Raw genomic sequence first — 18,462 nt, 5'->3', positions numbered from 1 at the left:
AAAGAAAGCAGAAAAAGAATGACAATCTATACAGTAAAAATTAATGAAGATGACCCATTAAATAAACAATTAAATTTGTTTGAACCATTATAAAATATGTCAACCTATTTTAGGTACACACAGGGTGCAAGTTGCAGGATATACCCTTGAAACCTGAGACCTGAAACCTCTTTTAAATATCATATTTGCTCAGCCGGCGATACAGGGCCGTTCGGGTTAAGCCTAGTTCCTTTGCCGCTTTGGTAATATTGCCATTGTGTTTTTCAATAACCCTGAGAATAGCATTCTTTTCAATGGTACTCAGGTTCAGTTCGTCTGTTTCGCCCGAACGGGCAGAACCAGATTCCATTGGTGAAAATAAAAGATCCGTGGCCTCCAGGCTTTCTCCATCGGACATAATTACGGCACGTTCAATTGTGTATTGTAATTCACGCACATTACCCGGATAATGATATTGCTTTAATTTTTCGATAGCCGACTCATTCAATACCAGGGAAGGTTTTAAATATTTGGCAGCATACAACTGTACAAAATGTTTGGCCAGCAGTATAATATCATCCTGTCGTTTACGAAGCGGCGGAACGGTTATTTCAACTGTATTGATGCGGTATACCAGATCTTTTCTGAACTTGTTTTCATTGGCCAGCTCGCTAAGCGGTAAGTTAGTGGCGCAAATAAGCCGGATATCTACAGGTGTTAATTGATTGGAGCCCAGGCGGGTTACCTGCCGGTTTTGCAAAACCGATAATAATTTAGCCTGCTGGTGAAGGGAGATATTACCAATTTCATCCAAAAACAATGTGCCGCCGTTGGCGGATTCAAACCTGCCCGGGCGGTCTTCCTTTGCATCTGTAAAAGCACCTTTTTTATGCCCAAACAATTCGCTTTCAAATAACGATTCTGTTAAAGCGCCAACATCCACTTTTATATATGCCTTGTCTGCCCGCAAAGACTGCTGATGAATAGCCCTTGCTATCAGGTCCTTACCTGTTCCGTTTTCTCCCAATATTAAAATATTGGCATCGGTAGGGGCAATTTTATTGATCTTATAAAAAATATCCTGCATTGGTTCCGAGCTGCCCAATAATTCGGAACCAATAATGGAATCGGGCAGCGTATCCGCAGTTTTAAATTGTGTATTGCCTTTTTGCTTCAGCGTTTCCTTTATGGCAGTAATCAGCCTTTCATTATGCCAGGGCTTTACCATAAAATCGGCAGCGCCTTCCTTTAAAGAACGAACAGCCAGGTCAATATCGCCATAGGCTGTTATCATAATTACGGAAGCATCCGAACCCAGTTCTTTTATTTTGCGTAACCAAAACAATCCTTCATTGCCCGTGTTGATAGAACTATTAAAGTTCATATCCAGCATAACCAGGTCAAAGCTTTGTTTTGATAGAAGCCAGCGCAAATTTTCTGGATTTTTTTCTGTAACAACGGACGCAGCCTCTGTTTTTAACAAAAGCCGCACAGCCGTAAGCACATCCTGGTCATCGTCAATAACCAGTATAGAAGCAGTTTTTAAATTCATTCTTACTTTTTTAACCGCGGAACTTTGCAATACTAAAGTAAACGAAATGCAGGTTAAAACATAAATATGAGAAGGGAGATTCTATAGGATAAACGGCAGGGAAGGAAAGTCCGGGGGAAATACAAAGAACCAAATCACAAAAAAACAAGAACCAACCCTGTCCGACCCTTTAAATTTCGAAATCTGAAGGAAATACAAAGCACCAAGTAGCAGATTATAAGAACCAAACCTGTCCGCCGTGGCGGATAAAATTCAAATATTAAATTTCAAATCCGAAGTGAAATCCCAACGGTAAACCAAAAACAGTAAACTATATATAGCATGCGGCCTAACGCTTCTTTGGTCGCGTACCAACCGTACCAACTACCTGAAACCTGCAACCTGCGACCTGTATCTCCTCACCAGTACTGGCTGATCTTTTTTCTTAAAAAAGCCACGCTTCTTTCCAACTGATCCATGCCATCCACGCCGTCTTCAATACTTATCCAGCTATCAAAACCCACTCGTTTTAGCTCCGTAAAAATGGCATCATAATCATTCAGCCCTTTACCTATTTCACCATGACTCAATCTTTTGGCATATCCTGCGGCGCCGCCTTCTTCCTTTCGCAGGTCTTCGATAGTGCCTTCTTTGAGGTAGCGGTCGCTGGCATGCATGGTAACTACCCTGTCAGATACCCGTTTCAGCAGTTCAATGGGATCTTCACCGGCCAGGTAAGTATTGCTGGGATCGTAGTTTACACCAAAATAAGGATGATCAATGCGATCTACCAGCTTACAGAATACATCCATTTTTTGTGCGAATTCAGGGTACTCCCAAAAATCGTCTTTATAATGATTTTCCAGGATCAGTGTAATACCACGCTCTTCTGCATAAGGCAAACAGGTATATATACAATCGGCCGCAAGCTTAACGCCCTCCTCAACAGATAATTCGGGCCGGCGCTGGCCCGACAGTACCCTGCAATAAGATCCGCCCAGGGTATGGGTCATATCAAGCCAGCTTTTCTGTTTGATTATTTCTTTTTCCCGGAATTTGGCGTCGGGATGTGTAAAATCGGGCGAGCAGCACATCATAGGAATTACTTTTCCATGATCTTCCGCTTCCTTTCTGAAACGCAGCCAGTTGCTCTGATCGGCCATTTCCAAAAAACCGGCATACCATTCCAGTCCGTCAATATCTAATGGCGCGGCAAGTGATATCCATTCAGATACCGTCATCGTTCCATCTTTACAAAGTGCCTGCATAAATGCTTTGGGAAACGCTGCTAAACGGGGCATAGGGAATTTGAGATTTATGATTTATGATTTGAGAACTAACCTGCAATGGCAAAAAAATTAATACGCACTTCTCTATTCTTCTACTTTCCCCAGTCCGAGTTTTTCAACCGCGATCTGGGAGGCTACCTGGCTGGCATCTTTTTTATTATACGCCTTACCTTCTGCAATCAGTTCTCCATCTACTACAGCTCCAACCGTAAACAATCGCCTGCCATTTTCAAAACGTTCTTCTAAGGTTTCAAACTCCAGGTTTTTCCCGTTTTTATTGGCCCAGCCATACAATTTATTTTTATGATTGATCTCTAATGTTTCCAGATCTTCAATAAACATATGAGGAATAATGATGCGCTTTAATACCCATTGTTTGGTTTGATTAAATCCTTTATCGGTATAAATAGCTCCAACCAGCGCCTCCAGGGTGTTGCCGAAAATCTGGCTCACTTTTAATGATCCATCGCTTTTGTTATAAATAGTGATTTTTTTTAGTCCCATTTTTACTGCAATCTCATTAAGCGTTTGGCGATTTACCATTTTGCTGCGCATTTCCGTTAAAAAGCCTTCTCCTTTATATGGGTATCTTCTAAAAAGATAATCGGCCACTATCCCACTAAGAATTGCATCGCCCAAATATTCGAGGCGCTCATTGTTTTCGTCTGCACTTTCTTTTACAGAACGATGGCTTAAAGCTGTTTTATAAAGGGAAAGCGTGCCCGGGGCAAAACCCAGCACATTGCATAATTGTTTATAAAAGGACCGGTTGGTTTTGTCTATTCCAAGATATTGAATAAAATACCGCACTAATGCCAAATGGATGAATTTAGGAGTTATATACCACAAATGTAAAGTAACTCTTTAAGAGTTGCACGCATTCATTGGGCTTAACGTTAAAATCAGGCGGAATATTTTTTTATAATTACCGAAGCATTATGCCCGCCAAAGCCAAAAGTATTGCTGAGCGCTGCACGAACGGTACGTTTTTGAGCTTTCCAAAAAGTAAAATTGAGTTTCGGATCGAGTCCTTCATCATCAGTAAAATGGTTGATGGTAGGAGGAACAATATCATTTTTTACCGCCAGCACGCAGGCAATAGCCTCAATAACACCTGCAGCACCCAACAAATGGCCTGTCATGGATTTGGTAGAGCTGATATTAAGGTTATAGGCATGTTCACCAAAAACAGCTTGTATGGCCCTCACCTCTGAAATATCGCCAAGGGGAGTAGAAGTACCATGTACATTAATATAATCAATGTCTTCAGGCTTCATACCAGCATCATCCAAAGTAGCAAACATCACATTTTTAGCTCCCAGTCCTTCCGGGTGAGGGGCTGTAATGTGGTGGGCATCGGCAGTAGCTCCTGCGCCTGCAATTTCACACACAATGTTGGCGCCACGGGCTATAGCATGCTCTAAACTTTCCATTACCAGCATGCCTGCACCCTCGCCAATCACAAAACCATCGCGGTCTTTATCAAAGGGCCGGGATGCGGTTTGGGGATCATCGTTTCGTTCACTAAGCGCTTTCATTGCATTAAATCCACCTACTCCTGCTTCTTTGATCACACTTTCACTTCCTCCTGCCAGTATAATATCTGCTTTACCCAAACGAATAAGGTTAAAAGCATCCATAATAGCGTGGGTAGAAGAGGCGCAGGCTGATACCACGGCATAATTAGGCCCGCGGAAACCATGACGCATAGATATTTGCCCTGCGGCAATATCAAGGATCATTTTTGGAATAAAGAATGGATTAAACCGGGGAGTACCGTCTCCCTTTGCAAACTCCGTTACTTCCTGCTGAAAAGTAATTAAACCGCCGATACCACTCGAAAAAATAACCCCAACCCTGTCCGGATTAACTGTTTCCTTACTAATACCCGCATCCTTTACCGCTTCATCGCTGCAAACCAATGCAGTTTGGGTGAAGCGGTCCATTTTACGGGCTTCTTTTCTGTCGAGGAAATCGGTGGGCTCAAAGCTCTTTAATTCGCAGGCAAACCTTGTTTTGAACTTTGAAGCATCAAATAAAGTAATAGCATTGGCACCCGAAACGCCATGAATAAGTCCATGCCAATACTCGGGCACAGAATTTCCCAAAGGGGTTAAGGCACCAATGCCCGTTACAACAACTCTTTTTAAATCCATAAGCAAGTTTGCCTGCGATCAGTGGAAATGGGGAGAAAATTACTTTGCATGTTCTTCAAGATAAGCAATAGACTGCCCTACAGTAGTAATTGTCTCAGCTTGCTCATCAGGAATAGAAATATTGAATTCTTTTTCGAATTCCATGATCAGTTCTACGGTGTCTAATGAATCAGCACCCAGATCATTGGTGAAAGATGCTTCAGGGGTTACCTCAGCTTCATCAACACCGAGTTTGTCAACAATAATCTTCTTAACTCTTGTTGCAATGTCAGACATGGTTGTAAAATTTGGTTAATACTGGGTGCAAAAATATAGTTTTTGAGGTAAAAACAATATCTATTTGAGTTTGTCTGTAAAAGATAATTATTTACCGTTGCCCGCAAGAGCTATAATTTACAGAGCAGCCCTGCTACCAGCCTGCTTTTTTGGACCAAAATACACGATGGCATTTATACTGCTTTTTTGTATTTTTAAATAATACACCTGTAAATCAACAGTATGCCTTTAAAGATTATTGATCATGATTCAAAAGAATACCAGCAGATGATTGAACTGCGTGATGAGATATTGCGCAAGCCCCTGGGGCTTTATTTTGATCCGGAAGAACTCAATCGTGAAAAAGATGATGTACTGATTGGCGCTTTTGAAGACGAAAAGCTCATTGGCTGCTGCCTGCTTACCCGTTCCGGGGCCGATACCTGCAGGCTTCGCCAGATGGCGGTAAGCAGTAATCTTCAAAAAAAAGGCATAGGCGCTACCTTAATGAATTTTGCAGAAAATGTAGCCCGTGACAAAGGATATCAAACCATAATGATGCATGCCCGCAAATCGGCTGTGGGATTTTACCAGAAATTCGGATATACCATTTCAGGCAATGAGTTTTACGAAGTTACGGTAGCCCACTATGTAATGGAGAAGAGGTTGAGATAAGAGGATGTTTTTGATTTATTGTTTTTCGTTTACCGTTGGGATTTCGCTTCGGATTTGAATTTACTATTTGAATTTTATCCGCCACGGCGGACAGGCTTGCCTGCCGCAGGCAGGTTTGGTACTTGTTATTTGGCTCTTGATGCTGGTGGCAATCAGCGGTCAGCTATAAGCTATAAGTCGGGCAACTACTATATGATGGGATGATTGTCCCATTTTCAAACTTTCAAATCAGCACATTCCCCCACATTTTCACATCTCCCCATTTCCCACATTTCTCTTCTGCAAACCTGAGACCTGAAACCTGCACCCTGAAACCTGCACCCTTCCCTACCTCACTTCCTGCATTTCCACCAACCGGCGATATTTGCCGTTAATTGCCAGCAACTGTTCGTGCGTTCCTCTTTCGGCAATTTCACCTTTTTGCAGCACCAATATTTCATCTGCATGACGAACAGTGGACAGCCGGTGCGCAATTACAATAGAAGTACGGTCGGCCATCAGATTGTTAATAGCATCCTGCACCAACCGCTCGCTTTCGGTATCCAGCGACGAGGTAGCCTCGTCTAATATAAGAATGGGAGGATTTTTTAATACCGCCCTTGCAATGGTGAGCCGCTGCCTTTCCCCACCGCTCAGCTTGGTTCCCCTGTCGCCGATATTGCTGTTGTACCCGCCTTCCTTTTTAATAATAAAATCGTGTGCATTGGCAATTTTTGCCGCGTGAATAATTTCTTCCATTGTTGCGTCCTGCTGACCCAGTGCTATATTATTGGCAATGGTATCGTTAAAAAGAATAGGTTCCTGTGTAACTATACTCATCAGGCTACGCACCGAGTGCAGGGAGTAATCTTTGATGTTGATGCCATCTATCAGTACTTCCCCGCTGGTTACATCATGAAACCGGGGCACCAGGTCGGCCAGGGTAGATTTACCCGCTCCTGAAGAACCCACCAGGGCAACCGTTTTTCCCTTTCCTATAACAAGATTGATCTTATTGAGTATTACGGCATCATCGTAAGCGAAACTTGCATCGCGAAATTCAATATGGCTGTCAAAAGATAGCAGTTGTTTTCCGTTGGGATTATCATCTACCGTTACTTTTGTTTTTAATATCTCTTCTATACGTACAATAGCCGAAGATCCTTTTTGCATATTACTGAAAGAGGTTGATAATGTTTTTACAGGATTAATGATATTGTAAAACATGGCGAGGTAGGCAAGGAACATGGAAGGAGACAAAGAAAGCTGGTTACCCAATACCATTTGACCGCCAAACCATAAAATACCCACAAAAACCAATACTCCCAGAAATTCCGACATAGGCGAGGCCATGTCGCGGCGGCGGCTGATCTTGTTCTTTGCATACAACAATTCATCATTTATTTTTCCAAACCTGCTTCTTAGTAAAGCTTCAATATTAAATGCTTTAATCACCCGCAGTCCATTGAGCGTTTCATCTAATACCGATAACGATTCTCCCAATTTTATAGCAGCCTCATTCGATTGCTTTTTCAGCGAACGGGAAATACGTCCTAATACAAAACCCACAAGCGGAATACACACAAGAATGGCTAAGGTTAACTGCGGGCTGATGTAAAACAAAACAGCAAAATTTATTAAAATCGTTAACGGATCACGTATCCAGCCTTCCAGCGCTCCAACAAGCGAAACCTCAACCTCTGCCACATCATTGGTAATACGGCTAATGAGATCGCCCTTTCTTTTTTCGGTAAAATAGCCAATAGGCAGTCCAAGTATTTTATAATACAGTTCCGAGCGAAGCATGTTAACAATTTTGTTCTTTACGGGATTGAGTATATTAAAAGAAAAATAGAGAAACAGGTTTTTCAATAAAATGGAACTCACTATAATAACACAAATAAAAGCCAATGCTCCTTTGGGGTTTAAATCTCCAACCCATAGTATCAAAAGCTCACGGATATAAGCTGTAAGCGGGCTGTCGGCCTTAGGTACCATGCCGGCATTGTCTCCCATAAAAATAAGGTCGAAAAAAGGGGCGAGCATGCCCAGTGAAACAACAGAAAAAACAATGGAAAATATGATACAAATAAAGTAAAGGACAATTTCCGTACGGTATTGTTTCAGGTAATTAAAAATCCTCGAATATTTCTTCATTATGTTTGCTGATCAAATTGAACGGCAAAGTAAGTAAATTTACAGCCACTAAACTTGAATGAAATGCAGGAAGGAAAGCGTCAGAAACAGGTAGCCGGTTTATTATATGAAGAGTTTAACGAAATATTTCAACGCCTTGGATTGAATATGCTGGAGGGTGGAATGGTTTCCATATCATCGGTAAAAATAACGCCAGACCTGCTGGAAGCCAGGATATACCTGAGCTTCTTCCAGGTGAAAGACCCAAAAGAAGGTTTAAAAAAGATCGAAGATAAAGCCTGGGAAATTAAGAAGGAACTAACAGCAAGAGTTAAACGCCAGTTGCGCCGCATACCCGAATTGAAGTTCTTTATTGATGACACACTTGAACATGTATTTAAAATGGAAGAACTCTTTAAAAAGATCAATGAAGAAAGGGATGAAAAGAACAAATGATACAGCGGGCATTTTTTTGCTACCCCTCATAATTCATAATATCTATTATATATAATTACCTTAGCATAAATCATTTATATTGTATTTAACCTTTGCCTGGAGATATTTTAAAGCCAAAAAATCTACCAATGCCATTAATATCATTGCATGGGTAAGTGTAACAGCCATTGCTTTTGCCACGGCGGCTTTATTGGTGCTGTGGAGCGCCTTTAATGGCTTTGAAGACCTTGTAAAATCACTGTATTCCACATTTTACACCGACCTCAGAATTACCGCTGCATCCGGCAAAACCATTATCCTTACGCCTTCACAAATAGCGGAACTTAAAAAAATAAACAATATCAGCAACTTTTCACTGGTAGCAGAAGAAAAAGCACTTTTGCAGAACCAGAACTACCAGGCCATTGTTGAACTAAAAGGAGTTGATTCAAACTATACTAAAGTTACTACAGTTGAAAAAAGCTTAGTGAGGGGCCAGTTTTTGCTGGGCGATGCGGAACATCCGGGGGCGGTTATGGGCGTGGGCATTGAAAACGCAGTTGCCATTTTAAGCGATAGGGCCATTGGCAGCCTTACCGTTTATTTACCCAAAAAAGGAGTTGATGATATCAGCAACCCGATGTCGTCTTTTAATGAAGGAAAGATCATCCCCAATGGCGCCTTTGCCATTCAGCAGGATTTCGATAATAAATATGTGCTCACCAACCTGGATTTTGTAAGACAATACATGAATTTTAAACCCAATGAGTACAGCGCTGTGGAAATTGCTATTGCCAATGCGGATAATGAAAAAATAACCAAAAGCCAGATTCAGCAACTGTTAGGAACCAACTATATCGTACAAACCCGTTATGAACAAAACAGCAGCTTATACAATGTAATGCGCCTGGAAAAATATGCCATTTTTGGTATATTTATTTTAGTGCTGGTGGTAGCGGCATTTAATATGATAGGCGCTTTAAGTATGCTGGTACTGGAAAAGCAAAAGGATATACAAATTTTACAATCTATGGGCGCTGACCGGGGATGGATACAAAAAGTTTTTTTAACGGAAGGCGTTGTACTGGCCACTGTTGGTAGCGGAATAGGAATAATATTGGCACTGGTACTGTGTTTTTTACAATTGCAGTTTAAACTCATTCCCTTGGAAGGCACTTCTTTTATTATTGATTATTACCCGGTAAAACTGGTATTTTCCGATTTCATCATTGTAGCTGTTACTGTTTTTATTATTGCAATAACTGCATCCTGGCTTCCTTCAAAACGTGCAGCCAGCCAGGCTTTTGAGCTGAGGAATTAGCATTTGAAGTTTGGGAGTTTGTAGTTTGAGAGTTTATGGTTAAGGGTTACTGTACAGACTATCAGAGATCAACAACCCAGAAATCAAAGATCCGGGGCTGGCCGGATTATAATTTCTTCTTTATCTTTGCCCCCCATATTTTTTGTTTGCACGCTAAATATTACCTGTTAGCAGTTGAACCACCTTCTTTTCCGGCCGTTCCGGTATGATATAACGCAACGGGTATTTTTGTTATTATTCAATAAATTCGTTAATCTTGACCTCCAACATAAGCACAAAGATGCAACACGAAGAAGATTTTGATGCCAACCTTGCAGGCGAGGATGGAAACAATGATGAAGCAAGAAGTCGTTGGTTCAAGCGAATCAAAAAAGGAATACTTACGTCTACAGCAGAAAAAAAGGAAACTCCTGACGGATTATGGATCAAGTGCCCGAGTTGTAAATACACCTGCACGGTGCTGGAACTGAAAGAGAATCTTTTTGTTTGCCCTAAATGTAATTATCATCACCGCATAGGCAGCCAGGAATATTTTGATATATTATTCGACCAGCAGCAATACGAAGAATTATTCGTCAATATCCGCTCTGTTGATTTTTTGAAGTTCAACGACCTGAAACCTTATCAAAAACGCCTGGAGGAAGCTTACCGGAAAACCGGTTTAAACGATTCCATTTCTGTTGCCACAGGTAAAATAAATAGCCATGCACTGGTAGTTTGTTGTATGGATTTTAATTTTATTGGCGGGTCGCTGGGAAGCGTAATGGGTGAAAAAATAGCAAAAGCAGTTGATTATTGCCTGCAGCATCGTTTTCCCTTACTGATCATTAGTAAAAGCGGCGGAGCCAGAATGATGGAAAGTGCTTTTTCACTCATGCAATTGGCCAAAACTTCCGGAAAATTATCGCAATTGTCGGATGCACGCATTCCCTATATCTCTCTTTGCACGGATCCTACTTATGGCGGAACAACTGCCTCATTTGCGATGCTTGGAGATATAAATATAGGAGAACCGGGAGCTATGATAGGATTTGCCGGTCCGCGGGTAATTAAAGAAACCATAAAAAAAGACCTTCCTCCCGGCTTTCAAAGCTCTGAATTTTTAATGGATCATGGTTTTTTGGATATTATCATTCCCCGTAAGGAATTGAAAGAAAAAATAGCTACACTCCTTACACTATTTGAATCTTAACCTGTAACGCCCGTATTTGTTTGCCTTTCGGGAAATCACTATTTATAAAAGCATGTCTAATATACGTAACCGCTCCGCCTATTATGAATATCACATAGAAGACAAATATGTGGCGGGGCTGGTATTAACGGGCACAGAGGTAAAATCCCTGCGGGAAGGCAGGGCAAGCTTTAATGACAGCTACTGCTATTTTCACAAAGGAGAACTATGGATCAAAAGTCTTCATATTGCGGAATACAGCCATGGAACCTATCACAACCACGAGCCTTTGCGGGAACGAAAATTGCTGCTGAATAAAAAAGAATTGAAGAAGCTTGAATCCAAATTAAAGGAAAAGGGATTCACCATAGTGCCGCTGAGCATTTTTTTTAACGATAAAGGATTGGCTAAAATAGAAGTTGGGCTTGGCAAGGGAAAAAAATTGCACGATAAAAGAGAAACAATTAAAGCCCGCGACAGCGAAAGAGAGATTAAAAGAAAATATGGTATTTAACAGATGAAGTTTGCCGTAGCAGAGACCTGCAGAAGATAAACAGTTTATTTACAATACTTTTACATATCAAACGTTACTTTGCATGTATTTACATAACCGTACTATTCAAGTAGTTAGATGAGAATATTACTAACCCTCTTTTGTTTTTTATGTACAACACATGGTATTATAGCCCAGGGCATAAAAGGAAGCTGGTTTGGCAGCGCCGATGTGTTGTTGGGCGGATCGCACAACAATTACCTGGTTGAACTTGATCTGAAACAGAATAATAACGAAGTAAAAGGTATTATCAGTTATTATTTCCGCGACAGCTACCAGAGTTTTTACGTAAAAGGCACCTACAATCAGCGAACAAGGGAAGTGCTGATCAAGGATGTTCCCATTACTTACTTTCGGGCATCGGCCAGCAATGGTGTGGAATGTATTATGGATCTGCGGGCTATACTTACAGCCTCCCGCGTAAGCACCAGCATTAAAGGGGTGTTTACCACTCAGGGTAAATACAAGTATACCTGCCCCGATATAGCTTTCGACTTTGTATATGGCGAAGCGCTAAACACAGATAGCTTAATAGATAAGTTCGCAGCCATTAAAAAAATATGGCGCCCTTCCGAAGAAGACGTGGTAGTAAATGATCCTAAAGTGTATGTTCCTGATTCGGTAGACCTGAAAGTAAAAGAGCCTTCGGCCGAAAAAATGGAAGCGCAAAAGATACTGGAAGAGTTCACTAAGCGAAAAGAAGTAGTAGGCAAAGAGATATGGGTATATTCCGACTCACTGCGGCTCACCTTTTATGACAATGGCATAGTAGACGGCGACAGTATTTCTGTTTTCTTTAATAAAGAACCCGTTTCCACGCACCAGTCGCTCAGCGAAAGAGGTATTGTGTTTTACACTGTTTTAGATACAACCAAAGAATACAATGAAATAAGCATGTTTGCCGAAAACTTAGGAAGTATAGCGCCCAATACCGCTTTAATGGTGTTGACCGATGGCGTAAACCGGCACGAAATATTTCTTTCGAGCAGTTTAACACAAAACTCTACGATAAGAATACGGAGAAAGCGATAAGGCTTATTTTATATACACCTTATATCCCCATGCGGGCAGCTCAAACCATTGATCAGCAGAACAATCTTTTTCTTCGTTGCTGAATAGTTCTTTACATTTTCCTGTAATACCGGTATCCTTATTCATAAAACGGCTCGGATAGGGAGACAAATTCAACAACACCAATACGGCTTTATTGCCGCATTTTCTGGTGTAGCCAAAAATATGTTCATCCAATTTAAAATCAAGTATCCTTGTTTCCACTTTCCCATTGCCCGCAGCCAGTGCCGGGTTATTACGGCGAAGGGTGAATAGCTTTTTATAAAAATCTTCCAGTTCATATCTGCCATTCCATTCTATAAGATCTTTCTCAAAAAATTGCAGCCTTTTCAGGTTCGGCAATTCCTGCCCGCTGTACAGCAAGGGTATACCTTCCCATGTGCAGTTAAATACAGCCAGTGCAGGCGCCATATCACCATATTTCTCAAACTCGGTTCCATTCCAGCTATTTTCATCATGGTTGGCTGTAAAATACAAACCTGTTGTACCCGGAAGAAAAACCTCTTTGTATCGCTGCAGTAAATTTTCTAATACCTGAATATTACGCTCATTTTTATAAAACGCCTCTGTTTGATGCATCCATGTCCAGGTATAGGCCGCATCAAACACTTCTAAGTAATCAGGATTATCCAAAGCATCAAATTCGCCTAACCAGAACAAAGGTTTGATTTGATCCAGTACGGGTCTTGCCTTTTTCCAGAAATCCAGTGTTACCCAAAATGCCAGGTCGCAGCGAAATCCATCAATATCACATTCCCTTATCCAAAACTTCATTGCCTCAATCATAGCCTCAACCAAATCAGGATTATTAAAGTCCAGTTCAATAATATCATCCATTCCCGAAGCGGCTTTAAAATTTCCGCTCCCGTCTCTTTCATAATATTCAGGGTGCGATTGTGTCCATACATGATCCCAACCGGTATGATTGGCCACCCAATCCACAATAACTTTAAACCCCGCCTGATGTGCTGTGTTAACTAATTTTTTAAAGTCGTCCAACGTACCAAATTCAGGGTTTATAGAAGTATAATCCGAACAGGCATAATAACTGCCCAGACTTCCTTTCATTTTTTCTTTTGAGATAGGTGTAACGGGCATAAACCACAGGGTTTCCACTCCCATTTTCCGGAGCCTCGGAAGCTCCTGTGCAAAAGCATTAAAGCTGCCTTCTTTTGTATATTGGCGAAGATTTATTTCATATACATTCGTATGATATCTCCATTCTACGCGTGGGTGTTCTATATGCATAGTTGTTTTGATTATCTGTCACAAAAAAATCAGGCCATAAGCCTATCAGGCGTGGAAGATAATATATTTTGCCGAAGTACATGGGTATAGGAGTACGGACCTTTTTCCAACACATAGGATCATACGGCACATAATTGCACATAGGTTTTCTTTTCTTCGGTGCCAGATATTCCGCTTAAGCTAAACTTCTTACCTTTGCATATTGTATTTTGACCTTACATGAAACAGTTTAACGTTCCTATTATATACCGCAGTCCGCTTATCTCTGCCATAAAACAAAAGCGTAAACAGCAGGATAAGATGAAAAAAGACTTCAGTCCCACACTGCTTAACCTGGGTGATTTACATATTTATCTCGCAAGACATTTTGGTTTTTGCTATGGTGTTGAAAATGCCATTGAAATTGCTTTTCGCACGGTGGATGAAAACCCGGGTAAAAGAATTTTTTTGTTGAGTGAAATGATCCATAACCCTCACGTTAATGAAGACCTGCAGGAAAGAGGAGTGCAGTTTTTGCAGGATACCCATGGAAAACAATTATTGCCTTTTGAATCACTTACTGCCGATGATATTGTTATTACCCCGGCTTTTGGCACTACGCTGCATATTGAGAAAAAGCTAAACGATATAGGTTTGGAAACCAAGAGCTTCAATACCACCTGCCCGTTTGTAGAAAAAGTATGGAACCGGTCAGAACAGATTGCCAGAAGAGGCTATAGTATTGTGATACACGGAAAACCCCGCCATGAAGAAACACGTGCCACCTTTTCGCACAGTGCCGTTAATGCGCCTGCAGTAGTGGTTAACGACATGAAGGAAGCTGTTGAACTGGGCAAATACATCACCGGAGAAAAAAATGAGGCGCAATTTGTGCAGGAATTTGAAGGAAGATTTTCGGAAGGATTTGACCCCGTAAAAGATCTGCAGCGGATAGGTGTTGTAAACCAAACCACTATGCTGGCAAGTGATACACAGGCTATTGCGGATTTTCTTAAGCAGGTAATGATACAACACTATGGGCTAACCGAAGCCAATACGGCAGAACGCTTTGCCGATACCAGGGATACGTTGTGCTATGCTACCAACGATAATCAAACCGCTGTTTCGGGAATGCTGGATACCGATGCAGATATTGCACTGGTAATAGGCGGCTATAACAGCTCCAACACTTCTCACCTGGTAGAATTATGTGAAGCAAAATTGCCTGCTTATTTTATCAGCAGCGAAAGCAAAATCCAATCCAGAGAGAAAATCCTTCATTATAATTTTCATACCAAAGAAGAAATACTGACCACAGGTTTTCTACCTAAGCACAATCCTGCAAAACTGCTCATTACCAGTGGCGCCTCCTGCCCCGATGCACTCGTTGAAAACGTGATCAGGAAAGTAGCTTCTTTTTACAATGTGGAAGATAAAATTGAAGCATTGATCAATGAATGGACCTCAGCGCCTTCCTTGTCTGCACAGTAAACGCCGGCGATTTCATTGCAAATTTTATCAGTGATATAAGCCATAAAACTTAAGCTTTCCCTTTGAATTGATCTCCAGTGTGGGCGCCGGAAATTTAAAAGGCTTTAACAGGTAAGTAGCTGCGTCTACAGGTGCAATAGAGCGCACCCTGAAAAAATCTGCATCGGGTGATAACATAAACCGGCGTGTTCGTTCAAAATGCGGAACAGGTTTTCCTTTAATACTATCGGGGTTTTCATGTCCGCCAATCATGCCATCTGCCCCGTACCCTAATGCTATGGATGGCCAGTTGGGAAACGATGATGAGGAAGGCAGAAATGATTTTATATTAAAGGATAACCAGTAACTCTGCCCGTTGTAATCTTTGAGCAGGCGCGATGTCCATGATTTTCCCAGCTCGCCGCTATGGTATTGTGCATAAGGCGAAAAGTGGGCTGAAAATTTCATTGTTATCCGCTGTTCATCCCACCAGCGCTGCTGCGAAGCGAAGATAGCTGTGCCTACCAGGTTAGCCAGCATATCTCCTTTCGAAAAACCCCAATGCGTTGAAAATCCATCTAAGATTTCAATAATGGTTAGCCCACCCAGCGCCGTTGCAGAACCAATAACAATAGCATCATTTTTTTTCACGCCGCACCAGCGCATCATATCGTATTGCAGCACGCCTATATTATAAGCAGTAGCGGCATGGCCTATTTTATCCATCTGCAGCCATTCCCTGTTATCGTTAAACAAATGAAACCTGCTGCGGGGAAATTTTTTATACCAGAGATAATACAACCCTATACTTACCGCAGTGCTTATGGCTACTTCGGTAATGATTACTTTTTTTAACCTGTCGGGCCTATACACATCCGATGGCGGAAGAAAATGCTGGGTATGTGCATACTCCGTTACCAGGCATAGCACGATAAAAAGAGAAGCTTTAGATATAATACTGTTTAACCTGCGCATATGATAAGATAAACGAAGTAACAAAAAGTTTAGCAGTTATGCCTGTACTCCTGCAAAAGCGGGGAATTGAATTATGGTAATTACAGGTGCTGTACAGCTCATTTATACAATTACGTACAGGCGTTACCGTTTACATGTTTTGGTACCAGAAAAATAAAGCTTTGGTACATCATAAAACCCAAAATCAATGAAAAAAACATTTGTATTGATGACTGCGCTGGCTATTAGCTGCGCAACGCTTAAAGCCCAGCAGGTATCCTTTGGCGTTAAAGCCGGGATACAACAAAACACATTCTCCATGAAATCCAAATATGATGGAGAATGGAGCAGGATGGCTGCCTTAGGGACAGGATTTCATTTTGGAGGTGTGGCTGACATATCGCTTTCTGAAAAATTTTCCCTTCAACCTCAATTACTGTTCAATTCAAAAAGTACGGCTTATAGTTCAGAAACAAATATCAATCTGTACGCGATTGACATTCCTGTTAATTTTTTGTATAAAACAGGAGGTTTCTTTTTAGGTCTGGGACCCAACCTGTCTTACGGATTATCCGCTAAACTTAAAGATGATGATGGCACTGAAGACTGGTACAAAAAACAAGGCTTGGAAGGCGTAACGGAAGAAAAGAGCGTACTTAAAAGGTTTGAACTGGGAGCAAATGTAACCCTGGGTTACCAGTTTGCCAGTAATCTTTTCGTGAGCGCTAACTATACCCATGGACTGAGCAACATTTCCAATGCAGACACTGAATTGGGGAATGTAAGCACAAGGTTTGCAGGACTTTCTATAGGCTATATGCTGGGAAGCAAAAAATAACTGATTTAAAAAACAAAGAAAAAGGGATTAACGGTTTAAAGCGTTAATTCCTTTTTGCATTTATTATTTACCCATCGCCTTTGCAATAGCTGCATCTACTATATCAATAGCTTCTTTAAGCTGTTGCCGGCTTATGGTTAATGGTGGCGACAACTGCAATACATTGCCCTGTGAAATTTTAAAGCTCAACCCGTTGGCCAGGCATTCGTATAAGATCATTTCCGCTTCTTCAACAGCTTTTTCCTTCGTATCCCTGTTCTTTACCAGCTCTATTCCCCACAACAATCCTATGCCTCTTACATCGCCTATTAAAGCATGTTTTTGTTTGAGTGCTTCCAGTTCATTCTTCATAAATAAAGCATCGGCATTCACTTTGTCAAGTATATGCTCCTTTTCAATGAACTCAATCATGGCTGTAGCAGCTATGCAGCCCAACGGACTCTTTTCGTGCGTGTAATGCCCGAGCGATACATCTGTTGCAACATTATACGCATCACGGGTAACCATAGCCGCAAGTGGCATAATACCCGCTCCCAGCCCTTTACCCACACAAACAATATCCGGTTCTATACCGTAATGTTCAAAGGCGAACATTTTACCTGTACGGCCAAAAGCAATGGGTATTTCATCCAAAATAAGCAATACGTCATGGCGGGTGCATATTTCCCTTACCTTTTTCCAGTAGGCTTTTGAAGGTATCTGCACATCAGTATTGCGTACGGTTTCCGCAATAAAAGCGCCTATGTCGCCTTCTTTTTCTATTACATATTCAAGATAGTCTGCGTACACAACATCATTGCCATCATCACTAAAAACACCCCTGTACGAAGTAGGCGGCGGTATTCTTTCCACACCAGGCATTAAAGGACCTATACCTTTGCGAAACACCTGTTCACCCCCCGCAGAAATGGCATCTAAAGAAGCGCCATGAAAAGAATCCCACAGCGATACTACTTTATGTTTACCGGTAACGATCCGGGCCAACTTCAGCGCCATGCCAATGGCCGAAGTACCGCCCGGCGCCAGCAATACGCGATTCAGATCGCCAGGAAAAAGGGAAGCCAGCTTTTTAGCAAGTTCAATAGCCGGAACATTAGTATAACGGCGGGGGCTAAACGGTAATATATCCATTTGCGCTTTTACTTTTTCCATTACAAATGAATTGCGGTAGCCCACCTGGTGTACATTGTTGCCATGAAAGTCCATATAGGATTTGCCGGTAAGGTCTGTAATATAGATCCCTTCGCAGGACTGCAATACATCCAAACAGGGAGTAGACATGGACTGGTGCAGGAAATATTGCGCATCTTCATCTAAGTATTTTTGGGTTTCTGCATGCGCAATCACTTTATACCATGCATTGCGGGAAGCAGATAAATTAATGTCGCCTTCCGTACGGTTATACAAATCTTTCATGCAATA

At 41.5% G+C, this 18,462-nt stretch carries 17 protein-coding genes; 8 read left to right on the top strand and 9 right to left on the bottom strand.

The window, feature by feature from the left end; genetic code table 11:
- Window positions 1-172: 172 nt before the first annotated feature.
- The 5 genes from FRX45_RS22325 to FRX45_RS22305 form a co-directional block, all read right to left on the bottom strand.
- Entirely contained in the window at window positions 173-1,531 is a 1,359-nt protein-coding gene (locus FRX45_RS22325) for a sigma-54-dependent transcriptional regulator (RefSeq protein ID WP_152270700.1), read from the bottom strand.
- Between the two features lie 398 nt (window positions 1,532-1,929).
- Entirely contained in the window at window positions 1,930-2,811 is an 882-nt protein-coding gene (locus FRX45_RS22320; protein WP_152270699.1) for a sugar phosphate isomerase/epimerase family protein, read from the bottom strand.
- Between the two features lie 72 nt (window positions 2,812-2,883).
- Window positions 2,884-3,609, bottom strand: coding sequence for a ribonuclease III (rnc, locus tag FRX45_RS22315; protein WP_152270709.1), 726 nt, complete (start codon window positions 3,607-3,609; stop codon window positions 2,884-2,886).
- A 92-nt stretch (window positions 3,610-3,701) separates the two neighbouring features.
- Window positions 3,702-4,955 (bottom strand): beta-ketoacyl-ACP synthase II, encoded by a 1,254-nt coding sequence (fabF, locus tag FRX45_RS22310; RefSeq protein ID WP_152270698.1) that lies wholly within the window; start codon window positions 4,953-4,955, stop codon window positions 3,702-3,704.
- A 39-nt stretch (window positions 4,956-4,994) separates the two neighbouring features.
- Window positions 4,995-5,231: an acyl carrier protein gene (locus tag FRX45_RS22305; RefSeq protein WP_116873112.1), complete on the bottom strand. Its 237-nt coding sequence runs from the start codon at window positions 5,229-5,231 to the stop codon at window positions 4,995-4,997.
- A gap of 222 nt (window positions 5,232-5,453) precedes the next feature.
- On the opposite strand from FRX45_RS22305, the gene FRX45_RS22300 reads away from it, so the two are divergent.
- Entirely contained in the window at window positions 5,454-5,885 is a 432-nt protein-coding gene (locus FRX45_RS22300; protein WP_152270697.1) for a GNAT family N-acetyltransferase, read from the top strand.
- 327 nt (window positions 5,886-6,212) lie between these two features.
- Here FRX45_RS22300 and FRX45_RS22295 read toward each other — a convergent pair whose 3' ends face one another.
- Window positions 6,213-8,021, bottom strand: coding sequence for an ABC transporter ATP-binding protein (locus FRX45_RS22295; protein ID WP_152270696.1), 1,809 nt, complete (start codon window positions 8,019-8,021; stop codon window positions 6,213-6,215).
- Window positions 8,022-8,084: 63 nt separating this feature from the next.
- On the opposite strand from FRX45_RS22295, the gene rbfA reads away from it, so the two are divergent.
- The 5 genes from rbfA to FRX45_RS22270 all read left to right on the top strand — a co-directional run bounded on the left by rbfA (window position 8,085) and on the right by FRX45_RS22270 (window position 12,512).
- Complete coding sequence (gene rbfA, locus FRX45_RS22290; RefSeq protein WP_152270695.1) at window positions 8,085-8,456, top strand: 30S ribosome-binding factor RbfA; 372 nt, start codon at window positions 8,085-8,087, stop codon at window positions 8,454-8,456.
- Between the two features lie 79 nt (window positions 8,457-8,535).
- Window positions 8,536-9,756 carry an FtsX-like permease family protein gene (locus FRX45_RS22285; protein ID WP_152270694.1) on the top strand — a complete coding sequence of 407 codons (1,221 nt, stop codon included), beginning with the start codon at window positions 8,536-8,538 and terminating at the stop codon, window positions 9,754-9,756.
- 256 nt (window positions 9,757-10,012) lie between these two features.
- Window positions 10,013-10,948, top strand: coding sequence for an acetyl-CoA carboxylase, carboxyltransferase subunit beta (gene accD, locus FRX45_RS22280; RefSeq protein ID WP_226805526.1), 936 nt, complete (start codon window positions 10,013-10,015; stop codon window positions 10,946-10,948).
- A gap of 52 nt (window positions 10,949-11,000) precedes the next feature.
- Window positions 11,001-11,441, top strand: coding sequence for an SsrA-binding protein SmpB (gene smpB, locus FRX45_RS22275; RefSeq protein ID WP_152270693.1), 441 nt, complete (start codon window positions 11,001-11,003; stop codon window positions 11,439-11,441).
- Window positions 11,442-11,558: 117 nt separating this feature from the next.
- Entirely contained in the window at window positions 11,559-12,512 is a 954-nt protein-coding gene (locus FRX45_RS22270; RefSeq protein WP_152270692.1) for a hypothetical protein, read from the top strand.
- A gap of 3 nt (window positions 12,513-12,515) precedes the next feature.
- Here the strand turns inward: FRX45_RS22270 and FRX45_RS22265 are convergent, their stop codons facing one another.
- Window positions 12,516-13,799, bottom strand: a complete 1,284-nt coding sequence (locus FRX45_RS22265) for an alpha-amylase family glycosyl hydrolase (RefSeq protein WP_152270691.1) — start codon at window positions 13,797-13,799, stop codon at window positions 12,516-12,518.
- A gap of 219 nt (window positions 13,800-14,018) precedes the next feature.
- Here FRX45_RS22265 and FRX45_RS22260 point away from each other — a divergent pair, with 219 nt between their 5' ends.
- The gene (locus FRX45_RS22260; RefSeq protein WP_152270690.1) at window positions 14,019-15,269 is read left to right on the top strand and encodes a 4-hydroxy-3-methylbut-2-enyl diphosphate reductase; all 1,251 of its coding nucleotides are present in this window, start codon (window positions 14,019-14,021) and stop codon (window positions 15,267-15,269) included.
- A gap of 27 nt (window positions 15,270-15,296) precedes the next feature.
- Here FRX45_RS22260 and FRX45_RS22255 read toward each other — a convergent pair whose 3' ends face one another.
- Window positions 15,297-16,223, bottom strand: coding sequence for a DUF2279 domain-containing protein (locus FRX45_RS22255; RefSeq protein ID WP_152270689.1), 927 nt, complete (start codon window positions 16,221-16,223; stop codon window positions 15,297-15,299).
- Between the two features lie 187 nt (window positions 16,224-16,410).
- Here FRX45_RS22255 and FRX45_RS22250 point away from each other — a divergent pair, with 187 nt between their 5' ends.
- Complete coding sequence (locus FRX45_RS22250; protein WP_152270688.1) at window positions 16,411-17,040, top strand: porin family protein; 630 nt, start codon at window positions 16,411-16,413, stop codon at window positions 17,038-17,040.
- 63 nt (window positions 17,041-17,103) lie between these two features.
- Here FRX45_RS22250 and FRX45_RS22245 read toward each other — a convergent pair whose 3' ends face one another.
- Window positions 17,104-18,456, bottom strand: a complete 1,353-nt coding sequence (locus FRX45_RS22245; RefSeq protein ID WP_152270687.1) for an aspartate aminotransferase family protein — start codon at window positions 18,454-18,456, stop codon at window positions 17,104-17,106.
- Window positions 18,457-18,462 lie beyond the last annotated feature (6 nt).

It is taken from the genome of Agriterribacter humi (assembly GCF_009192765.1).
Lineage (GTDB): Bacteria > Bacteroidota > Bacteroidia > Chitinophagales > Chitinophagaceae > Agriterribacter > Agriterribacter humi.
This window is presented reverse-complemented; position numbering and strand designations above follow the sequence as displayed.